Annotated in this window: 23 protein-coding genes; 8 read left to right on the plus strand and 15 right to left on the minus strand. The window is 49.3% G+C overall.

The genetic code is table 11. The features are described 5' to 3' along the window. Window positions 1-94 precede the first annotated feature (94 nt). The 6 genes from ACJJIT_RS13835 to ACJJIT_RS13860 all read right to left on the minus strand — a co-directional run bounded on the left by ACJJIT_RS13835 (window position 95) and on the right by ACJJIT_RS13860 (window position 7,557). Complete coding sequence (locus tag ACJJIT_RS13835) at window positions 95-1,051, minus strand: acetyl-CoA carboxylase carboxyltransferase subunit alpha (protein ID WP_252085077.1); 957 nt, start codon at window positions 1,049-1,051, stop codon at window positions 95-97. Window positions 1,052-1,143: 92 nt separating this feature from the next. Further along, window positions 1,144-4,662, minus strand: a complete 3,519-nt coding sequence (gene dnaE / locus ACJJIT_RS13840) for a DNA polymerase III subunit alpha (RefSeq protein WP_444898768.1) — start codon at window positions 4,660-4,662, stop codon at window positions 1,144-1,146. 58 nt (window positions 4,663-4,720) lie between these two features. Further along, window positions 4,721-4,936 carry a DUF1289 domain-containing protein gene (locus ACJJIT_RS13845; RefSeq protein ID WP_444898769.1) on the minus strand — a complete coding sequence of 72 codons (216 nt, stop codon included), beginning with the start codon at window positions 4,934-4,936 and terminating at the stop codon, window positions 4,721-4,723. Then, window positions 4,929-5,465, minus strand: coding sequence for a gamma carbonic anhydrase family protein (locus ACJJIT_RS13850; protein ID WP_444898770.1), 537 nt, complete (start codon window positions 5,463-5,465; stop codon window positions 4,929-4,931). Before ACJJIT_RS13850 ends, ACJJIT_RS13845 begins: the two co-directional genes overlap by 8 nt. Window positions 5,466-5,563: 98 nt before the next feature. Next, the gene (locus ACJJIT_RS13855) at window positions 5,564-6,094 is read right to left on the minus strand and encodes a methylated-DNA--[protein]-cysteine S-methyltransferase (protein ID WP_444888381.1); all 531 of its coding nucleotides are present in this window, start codon (window positions 6,092-6,094) and stop codon (window positions 5,564-5,566) included. Continuing rightward, window positions 6,091-7,557: an AlkA N-terminal domain-containing protein gene (locus ACJJIT_RS13860; RefSeq protein WP_444888380.1), complete on the minus strand. Its 1,467-nt coding sequence runs from the start codon at window positions 7,555-7,557 to the stop codon at window positions 6,091-6,093. Before ACJJIT_RS13860 ends, ACJJIT_RS13855 begins: the two co-directional genes overlap by 4 nt. Window positions 7,558-8,159: 602 nt before the next feature. Here ACJJIT_RS13860 and ACJJIT_RS13865 point away from each other — a divergent pair. Next, window positions 8,160-10,745 (plus strand): thrombospondin type 3 repeat-containing protein, encoded by a 2,586-nt coding sequence (locus ACJJIT_RS13865; protein ID WP_444898771.1) that lies wholly within the window; start codon window positions 8,160-8,162, stop codon window positions 10,743-10,745. Between the two features lie 58 nt (window positions 10,746-10,803). On the opposite strand, the gene ACJJIT_RS13870 is transcribed toward ACJJIT_RS13865, so the two are convergent. The 6 genes from ACJJIT_RS13870 to ACJJIT_RS13895 all read right to left on the minus strand — a co-directional run bounded on the left by ACJJIT_RS13870 (window position 10,804) and on the right by ACJJIT_RS13895 (window position 18,101). Continuing rightward, on the minus strand, window positions 10,804-11,586 hold the full coding sequence (locus tag ACJJIT_RS13870) for a PhzF family phenazine biosynthesis protein (RefSeq protein ID WP_444898772.1): 783 nt from the start codon (window positions 11,584-11,586) through the stop codon (window positions 10,804-10,806). Between the two features lie 198 nt (window positions 11,587-11,784). After that, a complete protein-coding gene (locus tag ACJJIT_RS13875) occupies window positions 11,785-12,216 on the minus strand; it encodes a hypothetical protein (RefSeq protein ID WP_252085069.1) in 432 nt (143 codons plus the stop codon). Window positions 12,217-12,601: 385 nt separating this feature from the next. After that, the gene (locus ACJJIT_RS13880; RefSeq protein WP_444898773.1) at window positions 12,602-13,261 is read right to left on the minus strand and encodes a glutathione S-transferase family protein; all 660 of its coding nucleotides are present in this window, start codon (window positions 13,259-13,261) and stop codon (window positions 12,602-12,604) included. Window positions 13,262-13,570: 309 nt separating this feature from the next. After that, complete coding sequence (locus ACJJIT_RS13885) at window positions 13,571-15,289, minus strand: dipeptidyl-peptidase 3 family protein (RefSeq protein WP_444898774.1); 1,719 nt, start codon at window positions 15,287-15,289, stop codon at window positions 13,571-13,573. A 72-nt stretch (window positions 15,290-15,361) separates the two neighbouring features. After that, window positions 15,362-17,194: an ABCB family ABC transporter ATP-binding protein/permease gene (locus tag ACJJIT_RS13890; RefSeq protein WP_444898775.1), complete on the minus strand. Its 1,833-nt coding sequence runs from the start codon at window positions 17,192-17,194 to the stop codon at window positions 15,362-15,364. A gap of 121 nt (window positions 17,195-17,315) precedes the next feature. Continuing rightward, window positions 17,316-18,101: an SDR family NAD(P)-dependent oxidoreductase gene (locus tag ACJJIT_RS13895; protein WP_444898776.1), complete on the minus strand. Its 786-nt coding sequence runs from the start codon at window positions 18,099-18,101 to the stop codon at window positions 17,316-17,318. A 430-nt stretch (window positions 18,102-18,531) separates the two neighbouring features. Here ACJJIT_RS13895 and ACJJIT_RS13900 point away from each other — a divergent pair, with 430 nt between their 5' ends. The 5 genes from ACJJIT_RS13900 to ACJJIT_RS13920 all read left to right on the plus strand — a co-directional run bounded on the left by ACJJIT_RS13900 (window position 18,532) and on the right by ACJJIT_RS13920 (window position 21,011). After that, the gene (locus ACJJIT_RS13900; protein WP_444898777.1) at window positions 18,532-19,038 is read left to right on the plus strand and encodes a DoxX family protein; all 507 of its coding nucleotides are present in this window, start codon (window positions 18,532-18,534) and stop codon (window positions 19,036-19,038) included. Window positions 19,039-19,133: 95 nt separating this feature from the next. Beyond that, a complete protein-coding gene (locus ACJJIT_RS13905) occupies window positions 19,134-20,009 on the plus strand; it encodes an SMP-30/gluconolactonase/LRE family protein (RefSeq protein ID WP_444898778.1) in 876 nt (291 codons plus the stop codon). Beyond that, window positions 20,009-20,470: a hypothetical protein gene (locus tag ACJJIT_RS13910; protein ID WP_444898779.1), complete on the plus strand. Its 462-nt coding sequence runs from the start codon at window positions 20,009-20,011 to the stop codon at window positions 20,468-20,470. The genes ACJJIT_RS13905 and ACJJIT_RS13910 overlap by 1 nt, the downstream gene beginning before the upstream one ends. 36 nt (window positions 20,471-20,506) lie before the next feature. After that, window positions 20,507-20,806 carry a nuclear transport factor 2 family protein gene (locus tag ACJJIT_RS13915; protein WP_444898780.1) on the plus strand — a complete coding sequence of 100 codons (300 nt, stop codon included), beginning with the start codon at window positions 20,507-20,509 and terminating at the stop codon, window positions 20,804-20,806. Between the two features lie 13 nt (window positions 20,807-20,819). Further along, on the plus strand, window positions 20,820-21,011 hold the full coding sequence (locus tag ACJJIT_RS13920) for a hypothetical protein (protein ID WP_252085060.1): 192 nt from the start codon (window positions 20,820-20,822) through the stop codon (window positions 21,009-21,011). A gap of 394 nt (window positions 21,012-21,405) precedes the next feature. On the opposite strand, the gene ACJJIT_RS13925 is transcribed toward ACJJIT_RS13920, so the two are convergent. Together ACJJIT_RS13925 and ACJJIT_RS13930 are read right to left on the minus strand one after the other, a co-directional pair. After that, window positions 21,406-22,050, minus strand: coding sequence for a hypothetical protein (locus ACJJIT_RS13925; protein WP_444898781.1), 645 nt, complete (start codon window positions 22,048-22,050; stop codon window positions 21,406-21,408). Window positions 22,051-22,292: 242 nt separating this feature from the next. After that, window positions 22,293-22,664 (minus strand): nuclear transport factor 2 family protein, encoded by a 372-nt coding sequence (locus ACJJIT_RS13930; protein ID WP_444898782.1) that lies wholly within the window; start codon window positions 22,662-22,664, stop codon window positions 22,293-22,295. A 114-nt stretch (window positions 22,665-22,778) separates the two neighbouring features. Between ACJJIT_RS13930 and ACJJIT_RS13935 the strand changes: the two genes are divergently transcribed. Beyond that, a complete protein-coding gene (locus ACJJIT_RS13935; RefSeq protein WP_444898783.1) occupies window positions 22,779-23,657 on the plus strand; it encodes a LysR family transcriptional regulator in 879 nt (292 codons plus the stop codon). Window positions 23,658-23,765: 108 nt separating this feature from the next. Here the strand turns inward: ACJJIT_RS13935 and ACJJIT_RS13940 are convergent, their stop codons facing one another. Beyond that, complete coding sequence (locus ACJJIT_RS13940; RefSeq protein WP_444898784.1) at window positions 23,766-24,806, minus strand: helix-turn-helix transcriptional regulator; 1,041 nt, start codon at window positions 24,804-24,806, stop codon at window positions 23,766-23,768. A 215-nt stretch (window positions 24,807-25,021) separates the two neighbouring features. Between ACJJIT_RS13940 and ACJJIT_RS13945 the strand changes: the two genes are divergently transcribed. Continuing rightward, a complete protein-coding gene (locus ACJJIT_RS13945) occupies window positions 25,022-25,525 on the plus strand; it encodes a nuclear transport factor 2 family protein (protein WP_444885688.1) in 504 nt (167 codons plus the stop codon). Window positions 25,526-25,585 lie beyond the last annotated feature (60 nt).

The raw sequence follows: 25,585 nt of genomic DNA on the forward strand, positions 1-25,585 counted from the left end.
TCGCCAAATATAGAGTAGATCTCGTAAAAAGAAACTGGACTCTAAAGAAAGAAAAAAGGGCAGCGCCATGATCGGGACTGCCCTTTTAAGGATATTAAGAAACGATATTGCCGTAGCTCATCAGGCGCTGGTAGCGCTTTTCCAGCAACTCATCAATAGGAATAGCACTCAACTGTTCCAGTTGTTCACCGAGGCGCTCCTTCAGGCTCTCAGCCATGGCATCCGGATCGCGGTGCGCACCGCCGAGGGGCTCTGGGATGGTTTCATCCACAATACCTAACTCCTCCAACACACTGGAAGTCACCCCCATAGCCTCGGCAGCCAGTGGAGCCTTCTCTACGGTCTTCCAAATAATATTGGCGCAGCCCTCCGGAGAAATCACAAAGTAGGTGGAGTACTGCAGCATATTGAGCTGATCACCAACACCAATTGCCAGAGCACCACCGGAAGAACCCTCACCAATCACGGTACAAATAATCGGCGTGCGCAAACGGGACATCACCGCCAGGTTCTGGGCAATGGCCTCACTGATGCCGCGCTCTTCACTATCGATTCCGGGGTAAGCCCCTGGAGTATCGATCAAAGTCAGCACCGGCATTTTAAAACGCTCGGCCATTTCCATAATGCGCAAAGCTTTGCGGTAGCCCTCCGGCTTAGGCATACCGAAGTTACGCGCAACCTTCTCGTTCACAGAGCGGCCTTTTTCTTCACCGATCACGGCTACTGGCTTGCCATTCAAGCGTGCGATACCAGTAATAATCGCCTTGTCATCACCAAAATGACGATCGCCGTGCAGCTCGTCCCAATCGGTGAATAGCCGCTCAATATAATCCTTGGAGTATGGACGCTGCGGGTGCCTGGCCACCTGGACCACTTGCCAGGGACTCAGGTCTGCGTAGATGGACTCGGTCAGAGTTCTGCTCTTATCCCGCAGCCGGGTCACTTCATCGGCGATATTCAGCTCATTGTCGTCCCCGACCAGCTGCAACTCTTTAATTTTGCTTTCCAGCTCTGCAATCGGCTGCTCAAACTCGAGAAAGTTGAAATTCATGAAATCTGCGCCTTAACTCTTTTCCATGCCTCTGGGCAATCACAGCGACATAGCTTAACTGTACAGAACCGACCAGTCGAGCCCAGTGGACTTTAACGCCGCTCAGCGTATTGAAGTGCCACCCGCTCACGTCCCAGCAACTCCCGCAGGGACTGAACCATCTGATCATTCGGCTCCACATTCCACTGTGGAGGCAGGCGGTAGAGACCTCGCGCATCGTGGCGCAACACTTCCAGACTGACCCCGCACTGGCCACCGGTATAGGGCTGCAAACACGAGGCCAGACGCTTGGCTAATCCAGGGGCCACAACACCGGTATCGACTTGCAGGCGCACACCGGTCACCCGGCTCTGACGCAGCTCATCCAGGGTGGAAACCCCATTCACGGTCATTTTCAGACCGCCGCTGTAATCGTCATTGGCCACGGGGCCTTCGAGTACCAGCAGCGCATCCTTAGCCAGCTTGTCGCGGTGTTCGCCAAATGCCTCGCTGAACATGGCCGCCTCAATACGGCCGCTGCGATCATCCAGGGTAACAATAGCCATGGAATCGCCACGCTTGGTCTTCATCACCCGCATGGCAACCACCAGGCCCGCCACTTTTTGCGCTTCGCGGCCAGGTTTTAAGTCGGCGATTCGCGCCTTCACCAGGTGTTGTAACTCACCGGCATATTCGTCAATGGGGTGGCCGGTGAGATACAGACCCAGGGTGTTTTTCTCACCCTCCAAGCGCTCGCGAATACTCCAGCAGCGAGTGCGACGGAAGTCCTCGTACACATCACCATCGGAAGATTGCGGCACCACCTCACCGAACAAATCCATCATGCCTGCATTGGCATTAGCCTTTTGCTGTTCCGCCGCCTTCACCGCTTCATCCAGCGCGTTAAACAGCACCGCGCGGGAATAATCCAAGCCGTCACTGCCGCCAGTATCCGGCCCAATGCTGTCGAAGGCACCAGAGCGCACTAGCGCCTCCAGTGCGCGCTTATTCACCTTGCGCGGATCGACACGCGAGCAGAAATCGAACAGATCGGTAAAGGGACCGCCCTCTTCCCGCGCCGCAATAATATTTTCAATCGGCCCCTCACCCAGGCCCTTGATGGCACCGAGACCGTAAATAATGCGGTTATCGATATCCACCGAGAACTGGAAGCTACCCAGATTCACATCCGGCGGCACCAGCACCAGCTCCATGGCGCGACACTCTTCGATAAAGGTCACCACCTTATCGGTCTTATCCATATCCGAAGACATGGTCGCCGCCATAAACTGGGCGGGATAGTGCGCTTTCAGCCAAGCGGTCTGGTATGACACCAGTGCGTAAGCCGCAGAGTGCGACTTGTTAAAACCATAGCCTGCGAACTTCTCTACCAGGTCGAAGATCTTAATCGCAAGTTCGGGGTCAATTCCTTGCTCTTTTGCCCCATTTTCAAAAGTGGCCCTCTGTTTGGCCATTTCCTCCGGTTTCTTTTTACCCATCGCCCGGCGCAACAGGTCAGCGCCACCGAGGGTATAGCCCGCCAACTCCTGGGCGATCTGCATCACCTGTTCCTGGTAGACGATCACGCCGTATGTAGGCTCCAGGATCGGTTGCAGTTTCTCGTGCTGGTATTTGGCATCCGGGTAAGCCACCTGAGCGCGACCGTGCTTACGGTTAATAAAGTCATCAACCATGCCCGATTGCAGCGGACCCGGACGGAACAGGGCCACCAGGGCGATCATATCTTCCAGGTTGTCCGGCTGTAGGCGCTTGATCAGGTCCTTCATCCCCCGGGATTCCAACTGGAATACCGCCGTGGTCTCTGCCCGCTTGAGCATCTTGAAGGTTTCATCATCGTCCAGTGGCAGCGCGGCGATATCCAGAGGTTCCAGCCCCTCGCGCGCACGGGTCTCATCCACCATGCGCTTGGCCCAGTCGATGATGGTCAGCGTCCGCAGGCCGAGGAAGTCGAACTTCACCAGGCCCGCATCTTCCACATCGTTTTTATCAAACTGGGTCACCAGGCCTGCACCGGTCTCATCACAATAGAGCGGTGCGAAGTCGGTGAGCTTGGTGGGGGCGATAACCACACCACCCGCGTGCTTGCCCACGTTACGGGACACCCCTTCGAGCTGCAGGGCCATCTCCCAGATTTCCTGGCCCTCGTCATCGCTTTCGAGGAACTCGCGCAATATCTCTTCCTGGTCGAAGGCCTTCTGCAGGGTCATACCTACATCAGGGGGAATCATCTTCGACAGCTTGTCTGCGAGGCCGTAGGACTTGCCCTGCACCCGCGCCACATCTCGCACCACCGCCTTCGCGGCCATGGTGCCGAAGGTAATAATCTGGCTCACCGCTTGGCGGCCATAGTTATCCGCAACGTAGCCAATTACCCGGTCGCGCTTCTCCATACAGAAGTCGATATCGAAGTCGGGCATCGACACCCGCTCCGGGTTCAGGAATCGCTCGAACAGCAGATCGTATTGCAGCGGGTCCAGATCGGTAATGTCCAGCGAGTAGGCCACCAGAGAGCCGGCACCGGAACCCCGCCCCGGGCCCACCGGGATATCGTGGTCTTTGGCCCACTGGATAAAGTCCATTACGATCAGGAAGTAACCGGGGAATCCCATCTGGATAATGATATCCAGCTCAAAGCGCAGGCGGTCTTCGTAGACCTGGCGGCGCTCGGTATAGTCCGCAGCGGACTTGTCGAGGATGGTGGCGAGGCGCCGCTCCATACCCTCGTAAGAGACCTTTTCGAAGAACTGGTCTTCGGTCATACCCTCGGGAATCGGGTATTCCGGCAGGAAGTATTTACCCAGCTGGATTGGCGCCGAACAGCGCTTGGCAATCTCCACGGTATTTTGCAGGGCTTCGGGGATATCGCCAAACAATTCCCACATCTCTTCCGGCGTGCGGAAATACTGTTCGGCGGAATAACGGCGCTCGCGGCGGGGGTCATCGAGGGCGCGGCCTTCGTGGATACAAACGCGCACTTCGTGGGCCTCGAACTCGCTCTCTTCCATAAAGCGCACATCGTTGGTGGCTACCACTGGCAAATTTAATGCCTGCGCCAAATCCACCGCCGAGTGCAGATAGTCCTCATCGCCGGCGCGACCGGTGCGCTGTAATTCCAGGTAGTAGCGGCCAGGGAATAACTCCGCCCACTCCCGTGCCAGCTCCTCTGCCTGGGCGCGGCGCCCCGCTACCAGTGCACGGCCCACATCGCCGTACTTGGCACCGGACAGCATCAGCACCCCTTCGCTGTACTCCTTAACCCATTCGCGTTTGATATAGGCGTTACCGTGGTACTGGCCTTCCATCCAGGCGCGGGAAATCAGCTCGGTAATATTGCGGTAACCATCGGCGTTCATCGCATAGAGAGTAATCAGCGTCGGCTTGCCCTCGCCGCCTTCGCTGAGCCAAAAATCCGCTGCGGTAATCGGCTTGATACCGGCGCCCAAACAAGCCCGGTAGAATTTGATCTGCCCGTAGAGGTTGCACTGGTCGGTAATCGCCAGGGCTGGCATTTCCAGCTCCTGGGCGCGGGCGATGGCCGGCTTGATTCTTACCAGGCCATCGATCAGGGAAAATTCTGAGTGAATTCTTAGGTGGACAAAGGGTTGGGTCATAGTCGCATTTAGTTCCGGGCCCTGCGAGGCCCGGCCCCGACAAAGCGCTATCGATTGTTTACCAGATTCGGCCCATTTGCCGCGCGCGCTCAGTGCAGAGTTTTAACACTGCACGGCGCTCATCATTGTTCATGGAGCCCCAGCGGCTGATTTCGTTACCACTGCGAAAACAGCCCTCGCACAGGTCCTGCTCATTCAGGGCACATACGGAGATACAGGGGGATTTCACCGGGCGCTCTTTCAGCTCCACGGTTTTTACCGGTTGTTCAGACATCTTTAGCCTCAAGCGGGACCAGCTCACTGGCGAAATGTTTGCCGTTGGCCGCATAGTGATCGCTGCTGGCTTTGAGCAGCTCGTAGGTGGCGGGATCGAGAGATTTTACTACCTTGCCGGGAGAGCCCAGCACCATAGAGTAATCGGGGATTTCTGTGCCCTCGGTCACCAGCGCATTGGCGCCAATGATACAGCACTTGCCGATTTTGGCCCGGTTTAAGATCACGGCATTGATACCAATCAGGCTGTAATCACCAATATCACAGCCGTGCAGCATCACTTTATGGCCTACGGTGACACCGGTGCCGATGGTTAATGGCACACCGATATCGGCATGCAATACCGAGCCATCCTGTACGTTGCTGTATTCACCGATAGTGATCGGCGCACAGTCCCCGCGCACCACCGCGTTAAACCATACGGAGCTGTGCGCAAGCATACGCACATCTCCAATCACATGGGCACCGGGCGCAATATAGTGGCCCTCACCTTCCAGTTGTGGCTGTTTATCCCCCAATCTGTACAGCATTTGGCCTCCGGCTCGATATGATTATGAACCGCTTATTATCTCGCGCCAAAGAGGCCGTGGCTAGGGAGAGATGATTGCGCTTTTCACAATATGACCCGCTAGAGCAGCTCGCCCTGCTGGACAAAGTTGGCGCCCTCAAGGGTGAGCAAGCGCGCTTTCAAAGACAGGCCGCCGGCGTAGCCGGTAAGGCTGCCATTGGCTCCGATCACGCGGTGGCAGGGAATAACGATGGCAATCGGATTTGCACCATTGGCCCGCGCCACCGCGCGAATAGCCCGTGGCTGGCCCAACCACTGGGCTTGCTGGCTGTAACTGCGAGTTTCGCCAAAGGGAATTTGCAACAGCGCATCCCAAACCCGGCGCTGGAATTCAGTGCCTTTTGGCACCAGAGGCAGATCGAAGCTTTTGCGCTGGCCGGCGATATATTCCCGCAACTGCTGGGCGGCCAAATCCGTCAGCTCCGAGGCGCCCCGCTGCCAACCGCCCCCCAAACGCAATGGTCGTTCATCATCATAAAACTGGAGTGCAACTATACCTCTGGCGCCTCGGGAGAGCCCCTCTCCCTCCTGCTCGCAGGCCGCGATGGCAACATCCCCCAATTCCGTGGTGTAACTCTCATAGACAATCATTTTTTCTCTCCAGATTTCAGGGACTGCCACAACAAAATGGCTCCATATGCCCGCCAAGGCCGCCACTGCTCTGCCCGCTCCAGGACCTGCTTGGGTTTTGCCTTTTCACCATCACTGCCCAAGGCTTGTAGAATACCCAAATCCGACGCGGGGAAAGCGTCCGGCATCGACAGGCCACGCATAGCGATATAATGCGCCGTCCAATCGCCAATACCCGGCAGTGCTGTGGCCTGGCTGCACCAATCCTCCAGGGACTGATCGGCAAAACTCACACGGCCATCCAAAGTTGCGGCAACAAACTCCTGTAGGGTTTTCATCCGAGCCCGGGTCAAACCCAGATCCGCAAAGTCCGCCTCAGCGAGACGCTCGGCCGTTGGGAATAAAAACCGCTCTCTGCCAGCATCGTCTACAAACGACTCCCCGTAGCGGGCCACTATACGTCCGGCAATAGTGGTCGCCGCCGCGACACTGATCTGCTGACCGAGAATCGCCCGCAGTGCATATTCGAATGGGTCCCAGGCACCGGGCAAGCGCAGGCCCGGATTCTTCGCCAACTGATCTGCCAACAATGGATCTTCGTTTAATACTGTCTGGATCTCCTCAATATCCGCATCCAGATCAAACAGCCGGCGCAGGCGCTGGTTCAGCAGATATAACCCTGCCCCACCTTCCTGACCAAAAACCTCCACTACCAGGCGATTGCGTTCCGGGTCGTGGGAGACCTCCATCACGCCACGACAAGCATCCAGTTCGAAACTGCGTGAATAGACCTCCCCCTCCACCTGCTCTACCCCCGCCAAAGCGCGAGTTCCCAAAAAAGCCAGGAGTTGCTGCCAATCTAATGGCGGGCGGTAATCCAGGTACAACCGCACCCGAGTCGCACTCGCCTTCTCCGCGCGCACTGCGTGCCCCTCCCTGCGCACCTCGGATGGAGTGCGTTGATAGATCTGTTTGAATACGCCGTTAAAGCGTCTCAAGCTGTTAAAACCTGACTCATAGGCAATTTCAGCAATAGGCAGGTCCGTATCTCGTAGTAAACGAAAAGCAAACAGTGCCCGCTCGGTTTGCCAAACCGCCAAGGGGCTTACCCCCAAGTGCTCAGAGAACAGACGGCGTAAATAGCGGCTGCTGACCCCGAGACGCTCTGCCAATCGCTCCACAGATTGAGGCTCGCGCTCACTGCGCATCAGTTTTAAAGCGCGCTGCACGGTGGTCGAAACCAATCCCCAAGCTGGACTGCCCGGCGCAGAATCGGGGCGACAGCGCAGGCAGGGCCTAAAGCCCGCATTGGCCGCCTCCGCCGCAGTTTCAAAATAAGTGACATTGCGCTCCAACGGTGGCCGAGCGGGGCAGATGGGTCGACAGAAGATACCTGTCGTCTTCACCGCCGTAAAAAAACGCCCATCAAAACGCCGATCACGGGCAAGCCGCGCACTGGAACAAATTGCCGCATCAATTTTCATTTACCCTCCCGAATCTGACCTACAGTGTATTTCCACGCTGCCTTGGAAACTAGTCAAAAACGGAACTGACCCAAAAGCCATAGACCCGATAGTCATAACAAGACTCAAGCCTTCGTTATCATGAGAAATAAATTCACATAACGAACGTTTGCCGCGGCAAGGACTATATCCGGTTACCCGATTAATTTACGCACCTGATTACTCTTTACAGCTCACAAGAAATTTTCAAAACTATCAACGTCTTTCCGCTTATTCCCCATCAAAAATACACACCGGCAACAAGTTGAAAATTTCTCAGCACAAATGTGCAGGCATTTTCACCTCCCTCACTGCCAACAAGAAAACTAAAAAAATAAACTGCCATTATTTTTCCAATCATTACCTTTATTCAGAGAAATCACACATATTTATCCACATCGAAATTCGGTGGCCTATCTATTCTGATAAGAAATAAAAATCAGATATTTACTCCACCAATTACATCTATAGGGAAGCAACCTTCAAGAAGTGGGCACTTATTTTCACTTCTATTTTCTCGTAGCAAATGGCAGTTCTTCCCCAACAGATAACAAAAAAGTATTTGTTTCCAGAGATTTCAAAGCATGTCAAAAATATCGTTAATTGTATTTTTTCTTTCGCTACTGCTATTGAGTGCCTGCGGATCGGACAAAGGAAAAGCCCGAGCCGCCGATAACTTCCCCCCGGGCTCCAATGTGACAGACAGTGATGGAGATGGCGTTCGCGATTCCGACGATAACTGCCCCAGCATCAGTAATCCCTCCCAAGATGACCTCGACAGCGACGGTAGCGGTGATGCCTGTGACAACGATGATGACAGTGATAATCACCTGGACTTAGAAGATAACTGTCCACAAATCGCCAACATCGATCAGGCAGATAGTGACGGCGATAAAGTTGGCAATGCCTGCGATGAAGATCTCGATGGTGATGAAGTAGTCAACGATGCGGATAACTGTCCTGCAAACGCCAACCATGAACAGAGTGACATGGATGGCGATGGTGTCGGTGACAGCTGCGATAACGACCTCGATGGCGATGACTTCACCAATAGCCTCGATAACTGCCCCACCGTCTCCAACCCAGACCAAACCGATCAAGACAATGACGGCATTGGCGATCTATGTGATAGCGACAGTGATACCGACAATGATGGCCTGGATGATGGTGTAGACAACTGCCCGCAAGTGCCCAACGAAGATCAAGGTGATACCGACAACGACGGCACAGGCAACGCCTGCGATAACGACGATGACGGTGATAGCATCGAAGATATCAGTGACAACTGCCCTGGCAAACCAAACCCAGCACAAGAGGATCAGGACAACGATGGATTAGGCAATGTCTGCGATCCGGACCTCGATAACGACGGCATTGATAATGAAGCTGATAATTGTCCTGCTATCGCCAATACCGACCAAAGTGATATCGACTCCGATGGAAAGGGCGATCTATGCGATAGCGATGATGATGCGGATGGCATTGAAGACCATGCCGATAATTGTCCCGTCGATGCCAATGCAGATCAAACCGACACCGATAGAGATGGCAGAGGCGACCTTTGTGACTCCGACCGGGATGGCGATGGGGTAGACAACGATGCAGACAATTGCCCCCTCGTGGCCAATGAGGACCAGGTAGATACCGACGGTGACAGCTTCGGCGATGCCTGTGATAACAACTCTGATATCGACGGGGATTTAATTACTGACTATGTCGACAACTGTGTAAACATTGCCAATACCAGCCAATTCGACCGAGACGGAGACGGTATTGGTGACGCCTGTGACAACGATAAGGATGGTGACGGCAGTGCCAACACAGAAGATAACTGCCCTGCCATTCCCAATCGAGACCAAGCCAATAACGATAGTGACCAGTTCGGTGATATCTGTGACAGCGACGATGATAACGACGGTATCATCGACCTGATCGATAACTGTCGCTTCAACCCCAATGCCCACCAAAAGGATAGCGATGCCGACTACCTCGGTGACGCCTGCGACCCCGATCTGGATAACGATGGCATCGTAAATAGCAATGACAATTGTCCCCATAACCCCAACACACTTCAGGAGGATCATGATGGGGACGGCGTCGGGGATGCCTGCGATACCAATACCGATGCAGATAACGATAGCTTCGACGATGGTGTGGACAATTGCCCCACAGTAGCGAACCCGAATCAATCAGACCAGGACAACGATGGCCTGGGAGACATTTGTGACAATGACCGGGATGGCGATGGTACGACGAATGAACAAGATAACTGTCCCTTCGTTCCCAATGATCAAAGCGATAGTGACGGCGACGGAAGTGGTGATCATTGTGACAACGATGTCGATGGAGATAGTATCGAGGACACCTTAGACAACTGCCCGAATGTGCCAAACCCAGAGCAGGAAGACGGGGATGAAGATGGCAACGGCGACGCCTGCGATAGTGATATCGATAATGACACCCTGGATGACAGCGCAGATAACTGCCCAGCTATTTCCAATCCAACGCAAACGGATAGTGATGGAGACGGACAGGGCGACGCCTGCGACCCCGACGTAGATAACGATGGTGTGGAAAACACCTCAGATAACTGCCCTCAAACCTGGAACCCGAATGGAGAAGACTCTGATCAGGACGGCATTGGTGACGCCTGTGACTACGATACTGTCCTTTCCTGCACTTCCTTCGAGGGGCTTGAAATAATGGATGGCGCTAGCACAGAGCTGGAACATGGTATCAATGCTCCCTGCGATGGCTGCTCAGTAGTTTCATTGGCCAAAGTAGGCAATGGAATACTCTCCGATGCCGCCAGAATGGAAGTTGCGAGTGGCGCTGGAGGCAGCACTTATATCCAGGTCAACCACAGTAACGTGAAAAGTGGTCGCTACCTACTTAGCTTCCTGGTAGAAAATACGAGCTCAGTACTGGATCTTATCTACCTCAACAGTATTACCATCAGTACCTATCTGGACGGAACTGCTACAGGTGAAAGCATCAGCGGTTATAGGTTGGCTCCATTTAAGGTCAATGGTGCCCAGAATCACCGCCTGTTACTGGCAAATACTCAGGCAGACTTTAACCAGGTACGCCTGACTCTTGGCGGATTGGAGCTCACCAATAACAAGCTGGATATCTATCTCGCCTGTGCGGTTCCTATAAGCCTGCCATAGTAAAGCCCTTATAAAAGCAATAAAGCCCCGAGTTCCGGGGCTTTATGTTTACAAAGGTTTATTGAAACGATATTTGACCGCGCATATAGTCAACGGCTTGGCCGATTAGAATAACCTCATCACCTACAACCTCACAGGTGAGTACTCCGCGCCTCTTTGATAGCTGCATTGCATTGAGATATGACTTACCCAAAACCTGACTCCAATAGGGTGCCAACTCGCAATGTGCAGATCCTGTTACGGGGTCTTCATTGACTCGCAGCTTGGGAAAAAAACAGCGACTGACAAAATCACAGTGATCTCCCGGTGCGGTGATCACCACACCCCTCAAATCGAGCTCAGCCAGCAACATGAAATTAGGCTTAACGCTCTTTAGTTGAGTCTCGCTATCCAATACAACGATATAGTCAAAGGCAGCCAAAGTTTTCACAGGAACGATACCTAAAGCCTCAGCCAAATCTGATGGACATTCCGTTGGGGCAGGGATACTGGTAGGAAATCGCATTTTATAGCCGCCTTCGCAGAGCCCTACTTTTAACAAGCCACTGCGAGTTTCGAAGTTGATAACAGGCTTTGCGTACGATAAATGCTTAAACAAAACATGGGCTGCCGCCAGGGTGGCATGACCACAGAGATCCACCTCAGCTTCAGGTGTAAACCAACGCAGCCTATAACCCTCTCCCTCTGGAACAAAAAACGCTGTTTCAGATAAGTTATTTTCTTCAGCAATATTCTGCATCTGTATATCTGTGAGCCACTCTTCAAGTGGACAAACCGCGGCCGGATTACCAGAAAACATACTGGATGCAAAGGCATCTACCTGATAAATAATAATTTTCATGTTCTTCTAAATTTTCCACTTATAAAATAACAACAGGATTACTACTAGTAGCGTCTCCATTACAGGCAACATATACAACGCAGCAAAAATTAACAAATATAAAAAAAGGGACAACTTAGTGCCCCTTTAAGTAGAAACCCGGCTTTAAATGTTAAGTTACATTTTCACCTTATTCATACCGCATACTCCAGAATTCTATCAATCCAAAGGGCAAACACTTGCCAGGGAGGTAGTGAAAGCCCGCTTCATAAACTCAAACTGCTCATTGGTTTCCATGTGTGCACTCAAGGAATTTCTGGCCGAGAGAAAGCGCTTTTTCTCAAGCTCCGTCATGCCGTCATGATAGAGGTATAATTTTTCAATCGGCTTCATGGCCGACTTTTCACTTCTATAAAATTTATCCTTGGACATAGCAAGGTCAACCTTATCCCGTATTGACCCATCCGGCATTATCTGAACAGACACACTGGGCACATAGTTTGCAATTGGCCCCTTTAGATTTAACACCTCGGGATTCAACTCACTAAGTTTCTTGGCGATATAGACTTTCAGCTTGTTATTTCTAACTTCCAACTTCACAAACGGCTTTATTATTTTGAATTTATCTTTATCTTCTTCAAACAACTGCACAGACGCCTCCAACATCACCAAACTCTGGGTGTTTAGAAAACGCTCATATTCCTCTAATTGACAAGACGCCTGTACATACTGACTAAAGAAGAAGGCAAGAACCAGGGCTGGTATTTTCATAGTTCTAATGATTATCCTTAATTTTTAGATATGGACCGCCCAATTCCACTGGGCAAATCTGACGTATATCACACCCTATTCTAGTCGTCTTTTTTTCTTGGATAATCTATAGGTTCACATTTGCGGATCTTCCCACAGAAAATACGCAGCTTCCTTCATTTTTCAGGTTATATACGCCATTTGAGGACGACACAAAGAAGCACATAAACTAGTTCCTAAAGTACCCATTGAGTGAGGAAACCAGTAATGGAAGCCTCTCTCCTCTTTACCTTCGGTAGTCATCCAGAATTACCGGCGGCAAGCTTTTGGCTTCCGACATCCACTCTTCCACACTCTCTCTTGCCAGAAGCCTCATTACCCATTGATGAGCCCGGGGCCAATCACACATTTCCGGGCTATGGGCATACAACCTGATAACCGTGGGCACCAGCACCAGATCTGCGAGGGAGAGATCACCACAAAGATAAGAGCCACCACTATGGGCTAATTCTTGCTCCCAGCAGTGAAACAGTCGCTCCGCATCTGCCTGCTCAGACTGGGTCATCTGACGCTTATCCTGATAAAAAGCGCTTTCAAAAGAAAGTCGTGGACACAACCCTGAGAGACCCGCATGTTGCCAACTTAAGAAAGAACGTGCTCTAGCCTTGGCCAAAGGATCTGAGGGAAGTAAACTTCCGCCGCCAATATCGTTGGCATATTCCATAATGGCTAGGGAATCAAAAATAACACTCTGGTTTTCAACCAATACGGGTACTGAAACAGCGGGGGATATCTCACCAATCCGGCGAAGATTTTCAAAGCGCTGCGGCTTGCGAATATCAACAACTCTCTCTTCAAATTCAATACCCAGCTCCCTAAAAGGAAGCCATGCCCGAAAAGCCCAGCTGGAGGCATTTTTAGTACCAGTGTATAAAATACGTTCCATGTTTTTCCCTTAAAATTTTTAGATACGGTCTTTAAAACAGATAACAGGGTAATTAAATAGACTCAACTATAAATCCAAAATGATGATCAACCTACTGTAGTGTTTCTTCAATGTAAACATCCTCATTTTTTGTGATTAATCACTCAGCTTTTTCTATCAACCGATAAAAGAGTCTCAGTAAAAGCAACACCTGATTCTCAATATATGTTGCATCTAAACTTTCCCCTACTTTTTCCCTAAGAGTTTATTCCAGGTAAAAATAAAAAACCCGGCAAATGCCGGGTTTTCAAGGTGAAAATTTGCTTAGTTTTACTTCAAGCCAAGAACTTCTTTACCCTGGATGAAAGTAACATCCACGGGTATATCCGCCTCTGCCAATCGATCCAGGTCAGCCTGCAACTCAGGACCGATAACCCCTTTTTCAGCGAGCAAAGTTTTGGCCTGCTCGTAGTTACCATCACCCTGAATAGTCAGGATCAGGCGCGACAGGTTGGTCATGGCCTGCTGCATTTTTTCGAAATCCACACTGTATTGACCGGTTTTCGGATCGCGGGTAAAGGCGCCCTGCTCTTTGAAGAAGTTAAAGCGCATCATATTGGCCTTACCGTGGGCACTGGCTGCACCGAAGCGCACACTGCGGAAAATGCCAGCGAGGAAGGTAACGTAGTTATCCATCAGCTCGCCCTCTTGGATCTCGCCTTTCTCATGCAAGCGGGTCACCATATACAGGCCGAGAATATCGGCTTTGCCTTCTTCCAGAGAGGAAGAAGTCTCCTTCAACACTTGGCGTACATTTGCTCCGCCGGTCACAGTCTTCTTAATACCCAGGCCGTGCGCCACCTCGTGGAACATGGTATTGGCAAAGAAAGCGGGGAACGTGATGTGCTTGCGCTGATCTGGAGCAATCAATACATCGCTGATGGGCACCAGGATCTTGTCAAACTTGGCACGCATAGCGTTTTTCAGCTGCAGGCGACGAGTGCCTTTCGCCAGCTGAACTTCTTCATCGTTAGGCAGGTTAATGGCAATCGTCTTGGAACCCGCATTGCTGTGACCTGCGTAGAAAAGTACATCGTACGCATTCAGATCAGAATCGGTACCTGGCTCTTCGGCCTTGTACTTTTCTTCTACCGGCAAGCCTTCCTGTAATTCAGGCAACAGCGCAGCAAACTTGGCCAACTTCTTACTCCACTCTTTATCTTTAAGGAGTACGTAAGACTCGTAAGCCGTGCGATAGGCGAACATTTGATCTTCGTAGTTTTCAATGGGGCCGATCACTACGTCGATATCATTTTCCTTCATGTCCATCCATGCCATATCGCTGGGACGGAAATTATCATTGAGCAGCGCTTCAGCACGCATGTCCAGATAGTTGGCGAATTCTTTACTTTCCGCCAGCGCGGCTGCCTGGCGCAGGATATCCGCTGCCTTCTTCAGGTCAGCATTGTAGGCTTTGCTGTAGGGGATCAGCTCCAGCTTACCGGCATCGTTGCGGCGCACCAGAGAGTAGAGGCCATCTTTTCCAGGTTGGTCCCAGTTCTCAAACTCTTCGCGAGTCATATCTGCCGGATAGAAGTTGGCACCCAGGGGTTTGAGACCGTAGCCAGTGATAAACGGCTTATTGTCATTGAGGCGATCCCAAGGACCGTAATTAATCTCGGCAAACTTGCGCGCGCGGTTGTCTTCGATATCGGGCAGCAGCACTTCTGCTGGGCCGTAGGACTGCAGCCAGAACAGTCGATCCATGATCCGGCTGGCATCAATCAACAGGCCGATCATCTTACGCTGATTCTCGCTAAGATTACTCATATCAGCGGTAAGTTCTACTGGTACATAAATATTAAAACGCTTATCAGCGTTTTCTATGGCTTGGCCTGCGGGCGGTGTGACCGTCTCAGATTCTACAATCTGTGCCTCCGCTTCATCTTTACGGATTTCCTCGGCCTGTTTGTCTTTGCTACAGCCGCCCACCAGCGCCATGGCCAGCAGTGCGGCAGCGATCTTGGTAGTGTGAAAGGGAATGGTCATATCGCTCTGCCTATCATTTTTTTGTTTCGGCGCCACATTAGTCTGGCTACACACAATTATCAAGACAGGCTTTTATGGCTCCGCCACCTGAGAAGCCACAGGAGTTTCCTCTCCTATTCCAGCCGTACGCTCCTGCTGCTGCATACGCCACAGGGTCGCATAGTGCCCGCCTTCCTCCAGAAGCTGGCTGTGGGAACCCTGCTCAACGATCTGGCCTTGATCCATGACCAAAATCTTATCGGCATCCACAATTGTCGAAAGACGGTGGGCGATCACCAGTGTGGTCTGTTCGCGGGCAATTTCTTTCAGAGAGGCGACAATACTGCGTTCCGAACGGCTGTCCAGAGAGGAGGTGGCTTCATCAAAAATCATAATCGGTGGTTTTTTGAGCAGCGCCCGCGCTATGGCAACCCGCTGTTTTTCACCACCGGATAGCTTAAGGCCGCGCTCACCAACCAGAGTATCCACCCCCTGGGGCAGCTGGCGGACAAAATCCGACAGGTGAGCATGATGAATTGCAGCCATCACTTCCTCATCAGTGGCATCCACCCGCCCATAACGCACATTTTCTTTGATTGATTGATTGAATAACACCGCATCCTGGGGCACCACACCAATAGCGCGACGCAAGGATTCCTGACTGACCGTACGAATATCCTGGCCATCAATGCGAATCGACCCATCACTTACATCATAAAAGCGGAACAACAACTTAAACAGGGTCGACTTACCGGCCCCGCTGGCTCCCACAATCGCCACTTTCTGGCGTGGCAGCACGGAAAAACTAACCTGGCGCAAAATTTCACGATTGTCTTTGTAGCCAAAGCGCACGGCATCAAATTCAATTCGCCCTTCCTGCACTTGCAAATCTGAGGCCTCGGATTGATCGGCCACCGCTGGCTTAACCCTGAGCAAAGAGAACATCTTTTCAATATTGGCCAGGGCACCTTTCATTTCCCGATAGACAAAACCGAGAAAATTCAACGGGATAAAAATTTGCATCATAAAGGCGTTAACCAGGACAAAATCTCCGATGGTCATCTGCCCCTTGGCCACACCTACTGCCGCCAAAATCATCGCTGCGCACATGGCAGAGGCAATAATCAGTGCCTGACCAGTGTTTAGGCTAAACAGCGATAGGCGGTTTTTACGCCGGGCCCGCTCCCATACCGCCAGCTCACGATCGTAATGATTCGATTCGTGCCGCTCATTGGCAAAATATTTCACCGTCTCATAGTTGAGCAAGCTGTCTACCGCACGACTGCTGGCCTGGGATTCGGCTTCATTCAGGGCGCGTACAAAACGGGTGCGCCACTCGGTGGCCACGACAGAGAAACCGATATAAACAATAACGGCAACCAGCACTACCAGAGCAAACACGCCGCTGTAATTCCACCAGAGCAAGCCCGCTACCATGGCGATCTCAAGCAGAGTGGGTACAATATTGAACACCATAAAGCGCATCAAAAAGCCGATGCCACTATTGCCCCTTTCAATATCCCGAGAGAGCCCCCCGGTACGCCGATCCAAGTGAAAGTCCATATCCAACTTGTGTAGGTGCCGAAATACCTCCAGGCCAACTCGACGCTGAGCCCGTTCCGTCACCCGGCCAAAGATGGTATCCCGCAACTCACCAAACAGAGTACTGGAGAATCGCACCGCACCATAAGCCAATAACAGCCCCAGTGGCAGAGCTATGGCTTGGGCAACACCACCGGTTTTATCCAGATTGTCGACGATATGCTTGAGGATAAAGGGTAAAGTGACCCCCGCAATTTTTGCCCCAATCAGGCACAAAATTGCCAGGGCGACAGCCCGGCGAAACTCCAATAAGTAGGGGAACAGGGTTTTCAGCGCACCCCAGTGCACCTCGTCCAGAGAAACAGTGGACTTGGGTCTCGGCATAATCAGTTCCGGAAGGAAAAATAGCCGCCTATTATAAATAGACTTAAAGGGTTATATAGACGCTCAATCGCAGAAACCGATTGGATGCAGCACCCCTAAACCAAAAGTTGAGCAGCAAATCTCAAACCTTGGCTACCAAGCCTCCATCCACATTAATCGTTTCTGCCGTGATAAAGCGAGAGTCATCTGACGCCAAAAACACAGCAGCATTAGCAACATCGAGCGGGTATCCTGGCCCCTTCAGCATCTGCGCGGGCTCTAAGAAGTTAGTAAAGACATGCTTGCCCTCTGGAGAGGTAACCGCCTCGGTCAGTATCTGCCCAGGCCGCAAGCAATTGGCTCTGATATTGTGACGTGCCCCAATTCCGGCAATATAACGAGTAAAGGCTTCCACCCCTGCTTTCGAGGCATAGTAAGAAGCTGATGGCAGGAAACTAACCTGCTCCAATTGCGTATCGGTTGGCGCACTCTGCGCAGCAAGCGAAGACACATTAATAATGGCACCACCCCCTGCGCCAATCAGGTAGGGCCAAACCGCTTTACACATCAGAAAACAGCCAGTCAGGTTGACTTTAAAAACCTCCTCCCACTCCTGTAAGTCCTCGTAGGGAAACATATTCGGCGCACCCGTCCCTGCACCGTAAAACAGGATATTGATTGCCCCATAGCAACTGATTGTCTCCATCACTGCTTGACTGACTAACTTGTTATCGGTGACATCGCAGGGGATATAAGTAGCTTCTCCGCCGGAAGAACGAATGGACTGCTCGACTTTTCGCCCCTCCAAAGCGCGGCGCGCCAAAATAGCCACCTTGGCGCCCTCCTCCGCAAAGCGATGAGTAGTCCCATCACCGATACCTTCATTACCGCCAACAACAATGGCGACTTTGTTGCTTAGTTTTCCCATAGTCGGCACTGCCAAAGTCGATAATTACTGTATTGATGAAGAGAGTACTTATAGTTAAGGAGTCCCTGAAAAACTCCGTAATACATTTGTGGACCCCTAAGGCTGTAGAGGTTAGACAAAACTCCTGGCCAATGGCCTTTGCAAGAGCTGAAACCCAGCAGTTGCAACCTTCAACATCAGCCTTCTAGCTTTCAAAGCAGCCTAAAGAATTATGAAGGAATTCCTTAATTTTAGGTTAGCTATATAAAAGCCTAGTATCACCGTGCGATATGCCAACCAACAAATCGACCAAAGAATATTTTCATGCCTCCATAAAGAACATATGAAAGACATGTAAATATACGACCGCAAGAAAACTAAGCCTCATTAAAAGTGTGATTTCAGTAAAATAGATTAGATGCCATGGACAGAAATCAAAAGAGAAAGCTCAATGCAAAAATTAATGGAAAAGCCTTATCGCAACCCCGCCGATTTACAACTAGCGCTGATACGTATTTATATTGGGCTTAACTTTACTCACCATTTTGCTGAAAAATTCGGACTTCTAGGCGCCAAGACTTACGAAGAAGTCGTTCAATATTTCACAGCTATAGGTTTCTCCAGCATCATGGTAGTTATATCTGGGCTTTGCGCATTTGCCGCATTTATTGGTTTCACTTTTGGCCTATTCACTCGTTTCGCAGCAATAGGAACGTCACTTTATTTGCTCATCGCCTTGTTTTCAGGGCGTCACTATCTCGCCGGCTTCTCCTGGGCTGACCATACTAGCGGCATTGTTATTAATGGTGTAGAGCAAACCGTTTATGGTGGATGGGAATACCCCTTATTTTGGTCATTTATCTGCCTATCGTTCGTGTTAACGGGTGGTAGAAAGTGGTCCTTAGATGCACATTTAAGAAAATCCAGCTCTGCTATTATTAGATTTTTAAGCCAGTGAGTTACTGCGAAGAAAAAATTATCGGTTTTAAAAATCACAAGCGTCTAGGCGATAAGTATCTTTAGCACTGAACAACAAAATCAAAGGGTAAATCTATGCAATATAGCCTTCACCCACTAGTTGAAACCGATGCACATGAAGGCCTCGTATGGGTCGATTGGCAAAAGAGATTGTATTTCACCTCCAAACCTTCAAGTGATTATCGAACTCCATCGGCCATTCGTTATTTTGATTTTAAAGACAGGTCTATACATACGGTAATTGAGCGAAGCAATATGGCTAATGGTATGTGCCTGACAGCTGATAAAAATCACCTGCTAGTGGCTGAACAGGGATTCCATGATAGTCCTGGATGTATTAGCCGCATAAATTTAAATAGCTTTTGCAGAGAGATTATTGTTGACAACTTCAAAGGACTACCCTTTAACTCACCTAACAAGATAGTTCAAGCAGACTCCCACTTTTTCTTTACCGACCCCGATTATGGTTACTACCAGGGGTTTAAACCACAAAGCGAATTGCCCACCGGCCTATACTCCTATGATGCACAAGCATCGCAATTATTTTGCCTGGGCGACGAATTTATTGTTCCTCACGGGCTTGCACTCTCCCGCAATCAAGAAACTTTGTTTCTAGTTGATAACTGCAGCATCACAAAAGAAAAGCCTTTTTACGACCCCAACCATGAACAAATTATATTCACCCTCCAGCCCAGCTGTGGGCCAAGCAATGTTCAAACAGAAACAATCATCAAAATACCCCCACAGGGTTTTATCGATGGAATAATTATTGGAGAGAACAAACAGCTAGTATTTACCTGCTTAAATAAGTTGATGACCTGTTCAGCACAAGGAGAAAACTTGCAGTGCCTCTACGAAAGTTCTGAGGATATTAACTTTGTAAACATAGCAATGGCAGAAGGAAGGCTATACGCCACTTCAGATAATGCCATTTACTATCTTGAAACTTAATGAAAAACATGAAAACAAACCATAAAACCCAGCAAAAGTACTACCACCTTTGGACTGACAAAAGTCATATTTCCAGGACAACAGAGCACTATTTAACTGGCTTTACATTAATCCAATATTCCAACCCCAATCCAGAATATCACTACAAAGATTTGCCAGAGGTAATAAACAGTGAGTTTGCCATCTTACCTCCCAGCTGGGAAAGTGATTTTCACCCAACACCCAGTCCACAATGGGTCATTACCTTATCCGGCCGATGGAGAACAACAACAAAAGATGGGGTTTGTGTAACCTACCAACCAGGTGATGTGCACTTTGGTGGAGATTTACCACTGGAGGGAGTGCCGTTAAATCAACAGGGTCACAAAGCGCTTAACCCATCCTCCAAAGAATCGACAAAGGTACTGATACTTTCTGTCAACACCCCTCTTTCAATTCCTGAAAGCCAGTTCTGCCCCTAAATACCATAGCTATAGTGAAAGAACATATAAATTATTATGGAGGATGAGAATATTATTTATGAGAAACTGGCAATTTTCGATTTGCTGTCAAAGTTTATTCTCACTATAGATAATCAAGACGCCAAGGTCTGTGCCTCGCTATTTACCGAAAATGGTCGCTTTGAAAGCGGTAGTTTGATGATTAAAGTGCGGCAAAAACTTTATGAATACCTGCTTGTCCACAGCCGTTTGGGTACCCGACATATCACGTCTTCATATCTTTATGTTGTTTCTCTCGATAGGGCGACCGATAAGGGAAAATCAACCATAGTAGTTTTTTGCAGCAACTCGCGCTGATTATCGCGTGGTAATGGCGGGCCAGTATGACGATGAACTTGTGAAGGTTAATGGTGAGCGGCTATTCCTGCGCCGAAGTGCCATCGCTTCTGGTTTACCTGAAGATCCAGAATTTTCATTACTCAATGCAGATCAGCAAACTGCACATGTAATAAAACCCTTATTAGATGCATGGCAGCAACTGGGCGAACCCATCAGGCATTGATGGCATTATTTATCTAAGCCCCTATGACAGTTACACGAGCAACCAGCCTCACTGTAAGAATACGGAAAATCAACAAGAAAACAACGATTCAGCACCTGACCAAAACATAAATAAGATTTGCTGTATTCTATGCTTGCCCTGTAGAGAGATAATCACTTCAATCAGTATCTATCCAGACTTAACGCAATTGGCTCTGATATTGTAATCTGCCTAAATTCAAGGAATGTAATAAATAAAGCCTCCCACTCCAGCCTCAGAGGGCTAATCATTGACTAGAAATAGGGCTTCAATTGCGCATCCGTCAGTACACTTAGTGCAGCGAGTAGAAACACATTGATGATCTGCCCCCACTCACTACGCTAAGCCGCAATGTCTCGATAACGAAATAATAGGATTAATATGCTTTAGCCCCAGCTCTGGCTATCCATGCCTTACATGCACCACAAGGAGGCCTTCTATCCGATTTCCCTTTGTGCTTATTGGGCTGACGAGCCGCAAAAATACTATTTTTGATAGATTGACTGTTTTCTCCTGATCTACGCCGCTGACTGAATGCCCTTCTCAAGCAGTCTACCTCAGCACAGGTTCGACCAAAGATATATCGGTCTACATCCAATTCTGCCGGAATAGTGTTCCAAATCGTATTCGGGATATATCCTCGACTGGTTCCATTCCCTGTTGATCCTTCAAACCACTGCTCTAATACACTATCGTACATAACTGCTACCATACTCGGTGTGTTCGAACCATTTCCGCCACGGTCCCTGGCTAGTGTTCTAACTTTATTGACGGCCTGATTCCCTAAATTTTGGGCAGAGCCAGCCTTCGGTACTGTCTGAATATATTTGACATATTTTTGGCAATGCAACATTGGCCGGCGCTTAGGGGCTATCCCCTTATAGATAGGACCAAACTGACTGATAACATTATGGGCATGGTAATAGGCATGTTCCATCACCGGAGGAGGCAACGGAGAACCGTTTTCAACCACAAAAATACCACACTTATTACACTGAAACTTATGATGATATTCTGGCATCTTGTATATCCTTTACTTGAACCCATTTTAATTAAAATATTAATAACTGCTTTTTTAAACCTCAAAGAAATCTACACACCCTTTAATTGAAAAGGCACCTCTTAGTCGAGGGTAGATCTGTTTTTGTTACATTAAATATCTATAAAATAACTATCATTAAAACTGGCCAAAATTCTTGACCAGCGAGCGTTGGCGATACTGCTAGTTAGCAGCGAAAATCAGAAGTATTTATACTGTTACCTTCAGCTTGGTTCTATAGCTTCAAAGTCATCCTCGCGCAGGCGCATGGTTCCATCCTCTTGCAGGACCCATAGTTCCCGAGTGATAACTCCTTGCGCATTGTTCATCTTCCACTTACTGGTAAGAACTGTTGAGGAACCATCAACTACCTCAATCTCGGTATCTTGATAAGCCACATCAGAGAATCCCTGAGCCACTAGGTTTTGCCAGAAAGCTTTTATCTGCTCCCGACCATGAAATACACCAAACGGCCTGGCATCCATTTGAGCATTCTGTTCATACATTGAAGCGCAGCCCTCAGCATTCCCGTGATTAAAAAATGACTTCCACTGTTCGCTGGCCACAATAGTTTTCTCAATAAGTAGCTTGTTCATATCCGACTCCTCTTGATAAAGGCTTGATCTTTAACTTCCATAAGCATATTGCCCTAACGCACCGCCTGTGATAAATACACATTCAATCAAATTAGTGTTTAGTGAAATTAAACTATGAAACCCAGTCTAGAGGACATGCAGATATTTTTAGCCGTAGTTGAGGCCCGCAGCTTTACTGCCGCAGCAGACAAGTTGGTACGTACCAAGTCGGCAATTAGCCAGGCAGTGACTAGATTGGAAGAAGATCTCGGTACAAGGTTGCTTTACCGGAGCACCCGCTCGCTTTCATTAACGGAGACAGGAACCCAATTCTACGCTCACTGTCGCGAGATCCGGGATATCTACAACAACGCCCTGGCCGATTTAAAAAGTAATAACAAGGAACTCTCGGGCACACTGACAATCACAGCTCCCCACGCGCTCTGCGAGCCGGTTATAGTTCCTGCAATTAGACAGCTTAACGAGCAGCATCCACAGCTGGGGGTTCGTTTACTGGCGGATGATGCCCCAATGAATTTGATTGATTCCCAAGTAGACTTGGCAATTCGGGTAGGCAGCCTGGATATGCAATCCGCCAAAGTGTCAAAGCTGGGAATACTCCGGGAAAGCCTCTATGCGAGTAGAGGATATATAGAGCAACAGGGAGGAATACCTGACGATCTTACCGAATTACGCAACTGGCAACATATCATCAATGATTGGCAAGGCACCCCGGTGAAATATCAGCTGGGTAGTAAAAAAGAGATTCGAGTTATTCCCAAGATACGCTGCAACTCTCTACATAACATTTTACAAATGACAACAATGAGTTTAGGGGTTGCAAGACTACCAGACATTGTCGCAGCAAAATTGGTTAGTGAAGACTCTTTAAGGCATCTAGCCACAGTAGCTTCAACCCCTGTTCACTATATGCACCTTTTTTCTAAAAGGCCTCCGCCAAAGGTTCAACACTTCACCAAGATTTTGAGAAGATTAATGTCATCTTATCACTAGCTTCCGAGTTATCTTCGACTGAGGTGCTATCGAAGACAGGTAGGACCTTAGCCTTAGTATCCGATAAAAATTTACAATAAATAAAAAGAAAAAACCCTACAGGCAGGGTCAATTTTCAAGTGCCAGAGTTCTTTCCCGCTCCACAAAAGAGCGCTTTACAAACTCTGAAGCACTAAGACCCAGCTCCTCTTTGAATGCCCGGGAAAACTGGCTGGTGCCGTTAAATCCACAATTGAACGCCACCTGTAAAATACTTGCATTTTTCCCGGCTGCCAATAACTGTGCGGATGCGGCCTCCACCCTGGCACGTCTCACCAAGTTAATATAAGAGGTATTATGAAAACGCAGCGCTCTATGTAAATAGGAGGTTGAGATATCCAATGACGCTGCCAGCTGTGGCGCGGACAAATCCGAGTCACAACAGTGTTTTTGAATCAGCCTGCAAGCCTGTTGAAAAATAGACTTTAAGCGACTCGGAGTTTCCGACTCCGCCTGCAAATTGCCACGACTCTCCTGGATACAGGCAATAATTAATTCGGCTATCGGATTAAAGAGAAAGCGGGAAGAAGCAAAGGTGCACCTTTGTTTGGCCTGGGGAAACAGCAAAAGATAATTACGTAATAAGAGGCCGGGACCACTGCTACCATCTATCGTCAGAGGACAGTTATCCTTGGGACCTGAACGAAACCCCTCGAGCTTCTCACGGGGAATGCGACACAATAGCGAGCGACTTTCATGAACCAAATCATGAGTAATTGTCTGCGCCAGATCAACCAAGTAGAGCCCACCGGGATTCATCGGGGTAAAATAACTCCCACGCTGTATAGCACCACGGCCAGATAAAAGATATATCAATGTATAATTGGCATACCCATCACTCAAGTGATTGCTTGCTCGATGAAAAGAATTCCCAGAGAAGCAGGCTCGAGCAAATGAGTCTCCCGTTTCAGGATTGGAAGATACTGCAAATTCCCCATAATACGCGCTGTTATGATGAGACTTGAGCAACAATTCACAGCGGTAAGGTAGACCAGCCTCCATCAGCTCCTTCCAGCGGCGCCAGCGTTCATTAACTACAAAATCATCTGTCCTGGCCACCCAGTCAAAAAACGGAGTCTTATCGCGATCCATCGAAACATCAGTCTGCATGACATGCTTATCCTTAAGCTGCCCATTTATGGTATTAAGCAAGAATAATAGATTTTTGAAAGCCTCTTTGTACCCAAAAGTTATTTCGGCGGCATCCTAATTTTTTCTACACCAGGGTAGAGGCTGGAGAAGCGACACCTGTAAATGATCTCCAGAAACACGCCTTAGAAGCTATTTTCATAAATAGTGAAGCGAAATAATCAGTGAGTAAAATGATGAATGAACTTCAGCTATTCAGAGACCGATTCGCAATTAGCGATCTACTTGCTCGCTACACTTTAACTATCGATAACTGTGATGCCCGAGGTTGGGCGTCACTTTTTACACTTGACGGTCGCTTCGAGCATGGCAATCGAGTAATCCGAGGAAGGGAAAAGCTAGAGCGCTATGCAGTCATCCACAACAAACTGGGTAGCCGGCATATTACCTGTTCGCCATTACATCATATTTCAGAAGATGGGCAATCTGCCTCAGGCAAAGCAACTACAGTATTTATTTTAGTGACTCGCTCTGGCTATCGCGTTGCCGTAGCCGCAGAATACCATGATGAATTAGTCAAGGTAGACGGCAGCTGGCTATTTCAATGCCGCCGTGGCGTTATTGCTAAGCTACCGAATGATCCTGATTTTCCCATACTTACTGCTGATCCCAATACTCGTGACCAGATAAGTCTTTTAGAGGATGCCTGGAAAGACTTGGGTGAACTGATATCAGATTAAAGCTACCAATATAACGAGTATCAAAAAATCCGAATCCGTGAAATATTCCTCTAGAGCAGG

The sequence above is a fragment of the Microbulbifer mixtoriginis (SeqCode) genome (assembly GCF_052467515.1).

Excerpts from the sequence above, each read along its gene's own strand:
- ACJJIT_RS13835 (WP_252085077.1), bottom strand. The coding sequence starts at position 1,051 with ATGAATTTCAACTTTCTCGAGTTTGAGCAGCCGATTGCAGAGCTGGAA.
- dnaE (WP_444898768.1), bottom strand. The coding sequence starts at position 4,662 with ATGACCCAACCCTTTGTCCACCTAAGAATTCACTCAGAATTTTCCCTG.
- ACJJIT_RS13845 (WP_444898769.1), bottom strand. The coding sequence starts at position 4,936 with ATGTCTGAACAACCGGTAAAAACCGTGGAGCTGAAAGAGCGCCCGGTG.
- ACJJIT_RS13850 (WP_444898770.1), bottom strand. The coding sequence starts at position 5,465 with ATGCTGTACAGATTGGGGGATAAACAGCCACAACTGGAAGGTGAGGGC.
- ACJJIT_RS13855 (WP_444888381.1), bottom strand. The coding sequence starts at position 6,094 with ATGATTGTCTATGAGAGTTACACCACGGAATTGGGGGATGTTGCCATC.
- ACJJIT_RS13860 (WP_444888380.1), bottom strand. The coding sequence starts at position 7,557 with ATGAAAATTGATGCGGCAATTTGTTCCAGTGCGCGGCTTGCCCGTGAT.
- ACJJIT_RS13865 (WP_444898771.1), top strand. The coding sequence starts at position 8,160 with ATGTCAAAAATATCGTTAATTGTATTTTTTCTTTCGCTACTGCTATTG.
- ACJJIT_RS13870 (WP_444898772.1), bottom strand. The coding sequence starts at position 11,586 with ATGAAAATTATTATTTATCAGGTAGATGCCTTTGCATCCAGTATGTTT.
- ACJJIT_RS13880 (WP_444898773.1), bottom strand. The coding sequence starts at position 13,261 with ATGGAACGTATTTTATACACTGGTACTAAAAATGCCTCCAGCTGGGCT.
- ACJJIT_RS13885 (WP_444898774.1), bottom strand. The coding sequence starts at position 15,289 with ATGACCATTCCCTTTCACACTACCAAGATCGCTGCCGCACTGCTGGCC.
- ACJJIT_RS13890 (WP_444898775.1), bottom strand. The coding sequence starts at position 17,194 with ATGCCGAGACCCAAGTCCACTGTTTCTCTGGACGAGGTGCACTGGGGT.
- ACJJIT_RS13895 (WP_444898776.1), bottom strand. The coding sequence starts at position 18,101 with ATGGGAAAACTAAGCAACAAAGTCGCCATTGTTGTTGGCGGTAATGAA.
- ACJJIT_RS13900 (WP_444898777.1), top strand. The coding sequence starts at position 18,532 with ATGCAAAAATTAATGGAAAAGCCTTATCGCAACCCCGCCGATTTACAA.
- ACJJIT_RS13905 (WP_444898778.1), top strand. The coding sequence starts at position 19,134 with ATGCAATATAGCCTTCACCCACTAGTTGAAACCGATGCACATGAAGGC.
- ACJJIT_RS13910 (WP_444898779.1), top strand. The coding sequence starts at position 20,009 with ATGAAAAACATGAAAACAAACCATAAAACCCAGCAAAAGTACTACCAC.
- ACJJIT_RS13915 (WP_444898780.1), top strand. The coding sequence starts at position 20,507 with ATGGAGGATGAGAATATTATTTATGAGAAACTGGCAATTTTCGATTTG.
- ACJJIT_RS13920 (WP_252085060.1), top strand. The coding sequence starts at position 20,820 with ATGGCGGGCCAGTATGACGATGAACTTGTGAAGGTTAATGGTGAGCGG.
- ACJJIT_RS13925 (WP_444898781.1), bottom strand. The coding sequence starts at position 22,050 with ATGCCAGAATATCATCATAAGTTTCAGTGTAATAAGTGTGGTATTTTT.
- ACJJIT_RS13930 (WP_444898782.1), bottom strand. The coding sequence starts at position 22,664 with ATGAACAAGCTACTTATTGAGAAAACTATTGTGGCCAGCGAACAGTGG.
- ACJJIT_RS13935 (WP_444898783.1), top strand. The coding sequence starts at position 22,779 with ATGAAACCCAGTCTAGAGGACATGCAGATATTTTTAGCCGTAGTTGAG.
- ACJJIT_RS13940 (WP_444898784.1), bottom strand. The coding sequence starts at position 24,806 with ATGCAGACTGATGTTTCGATGGATCGCGATAAGACTCCGTTTTTTGAC.
- ACJJIT_RS13945 (WP_444885688.1), top strand. The coding sequence starts at position 25,022 with ATGAATGAACTTCAGCTATTCAGAGACCGATTCGCAATTAGCGATCTA.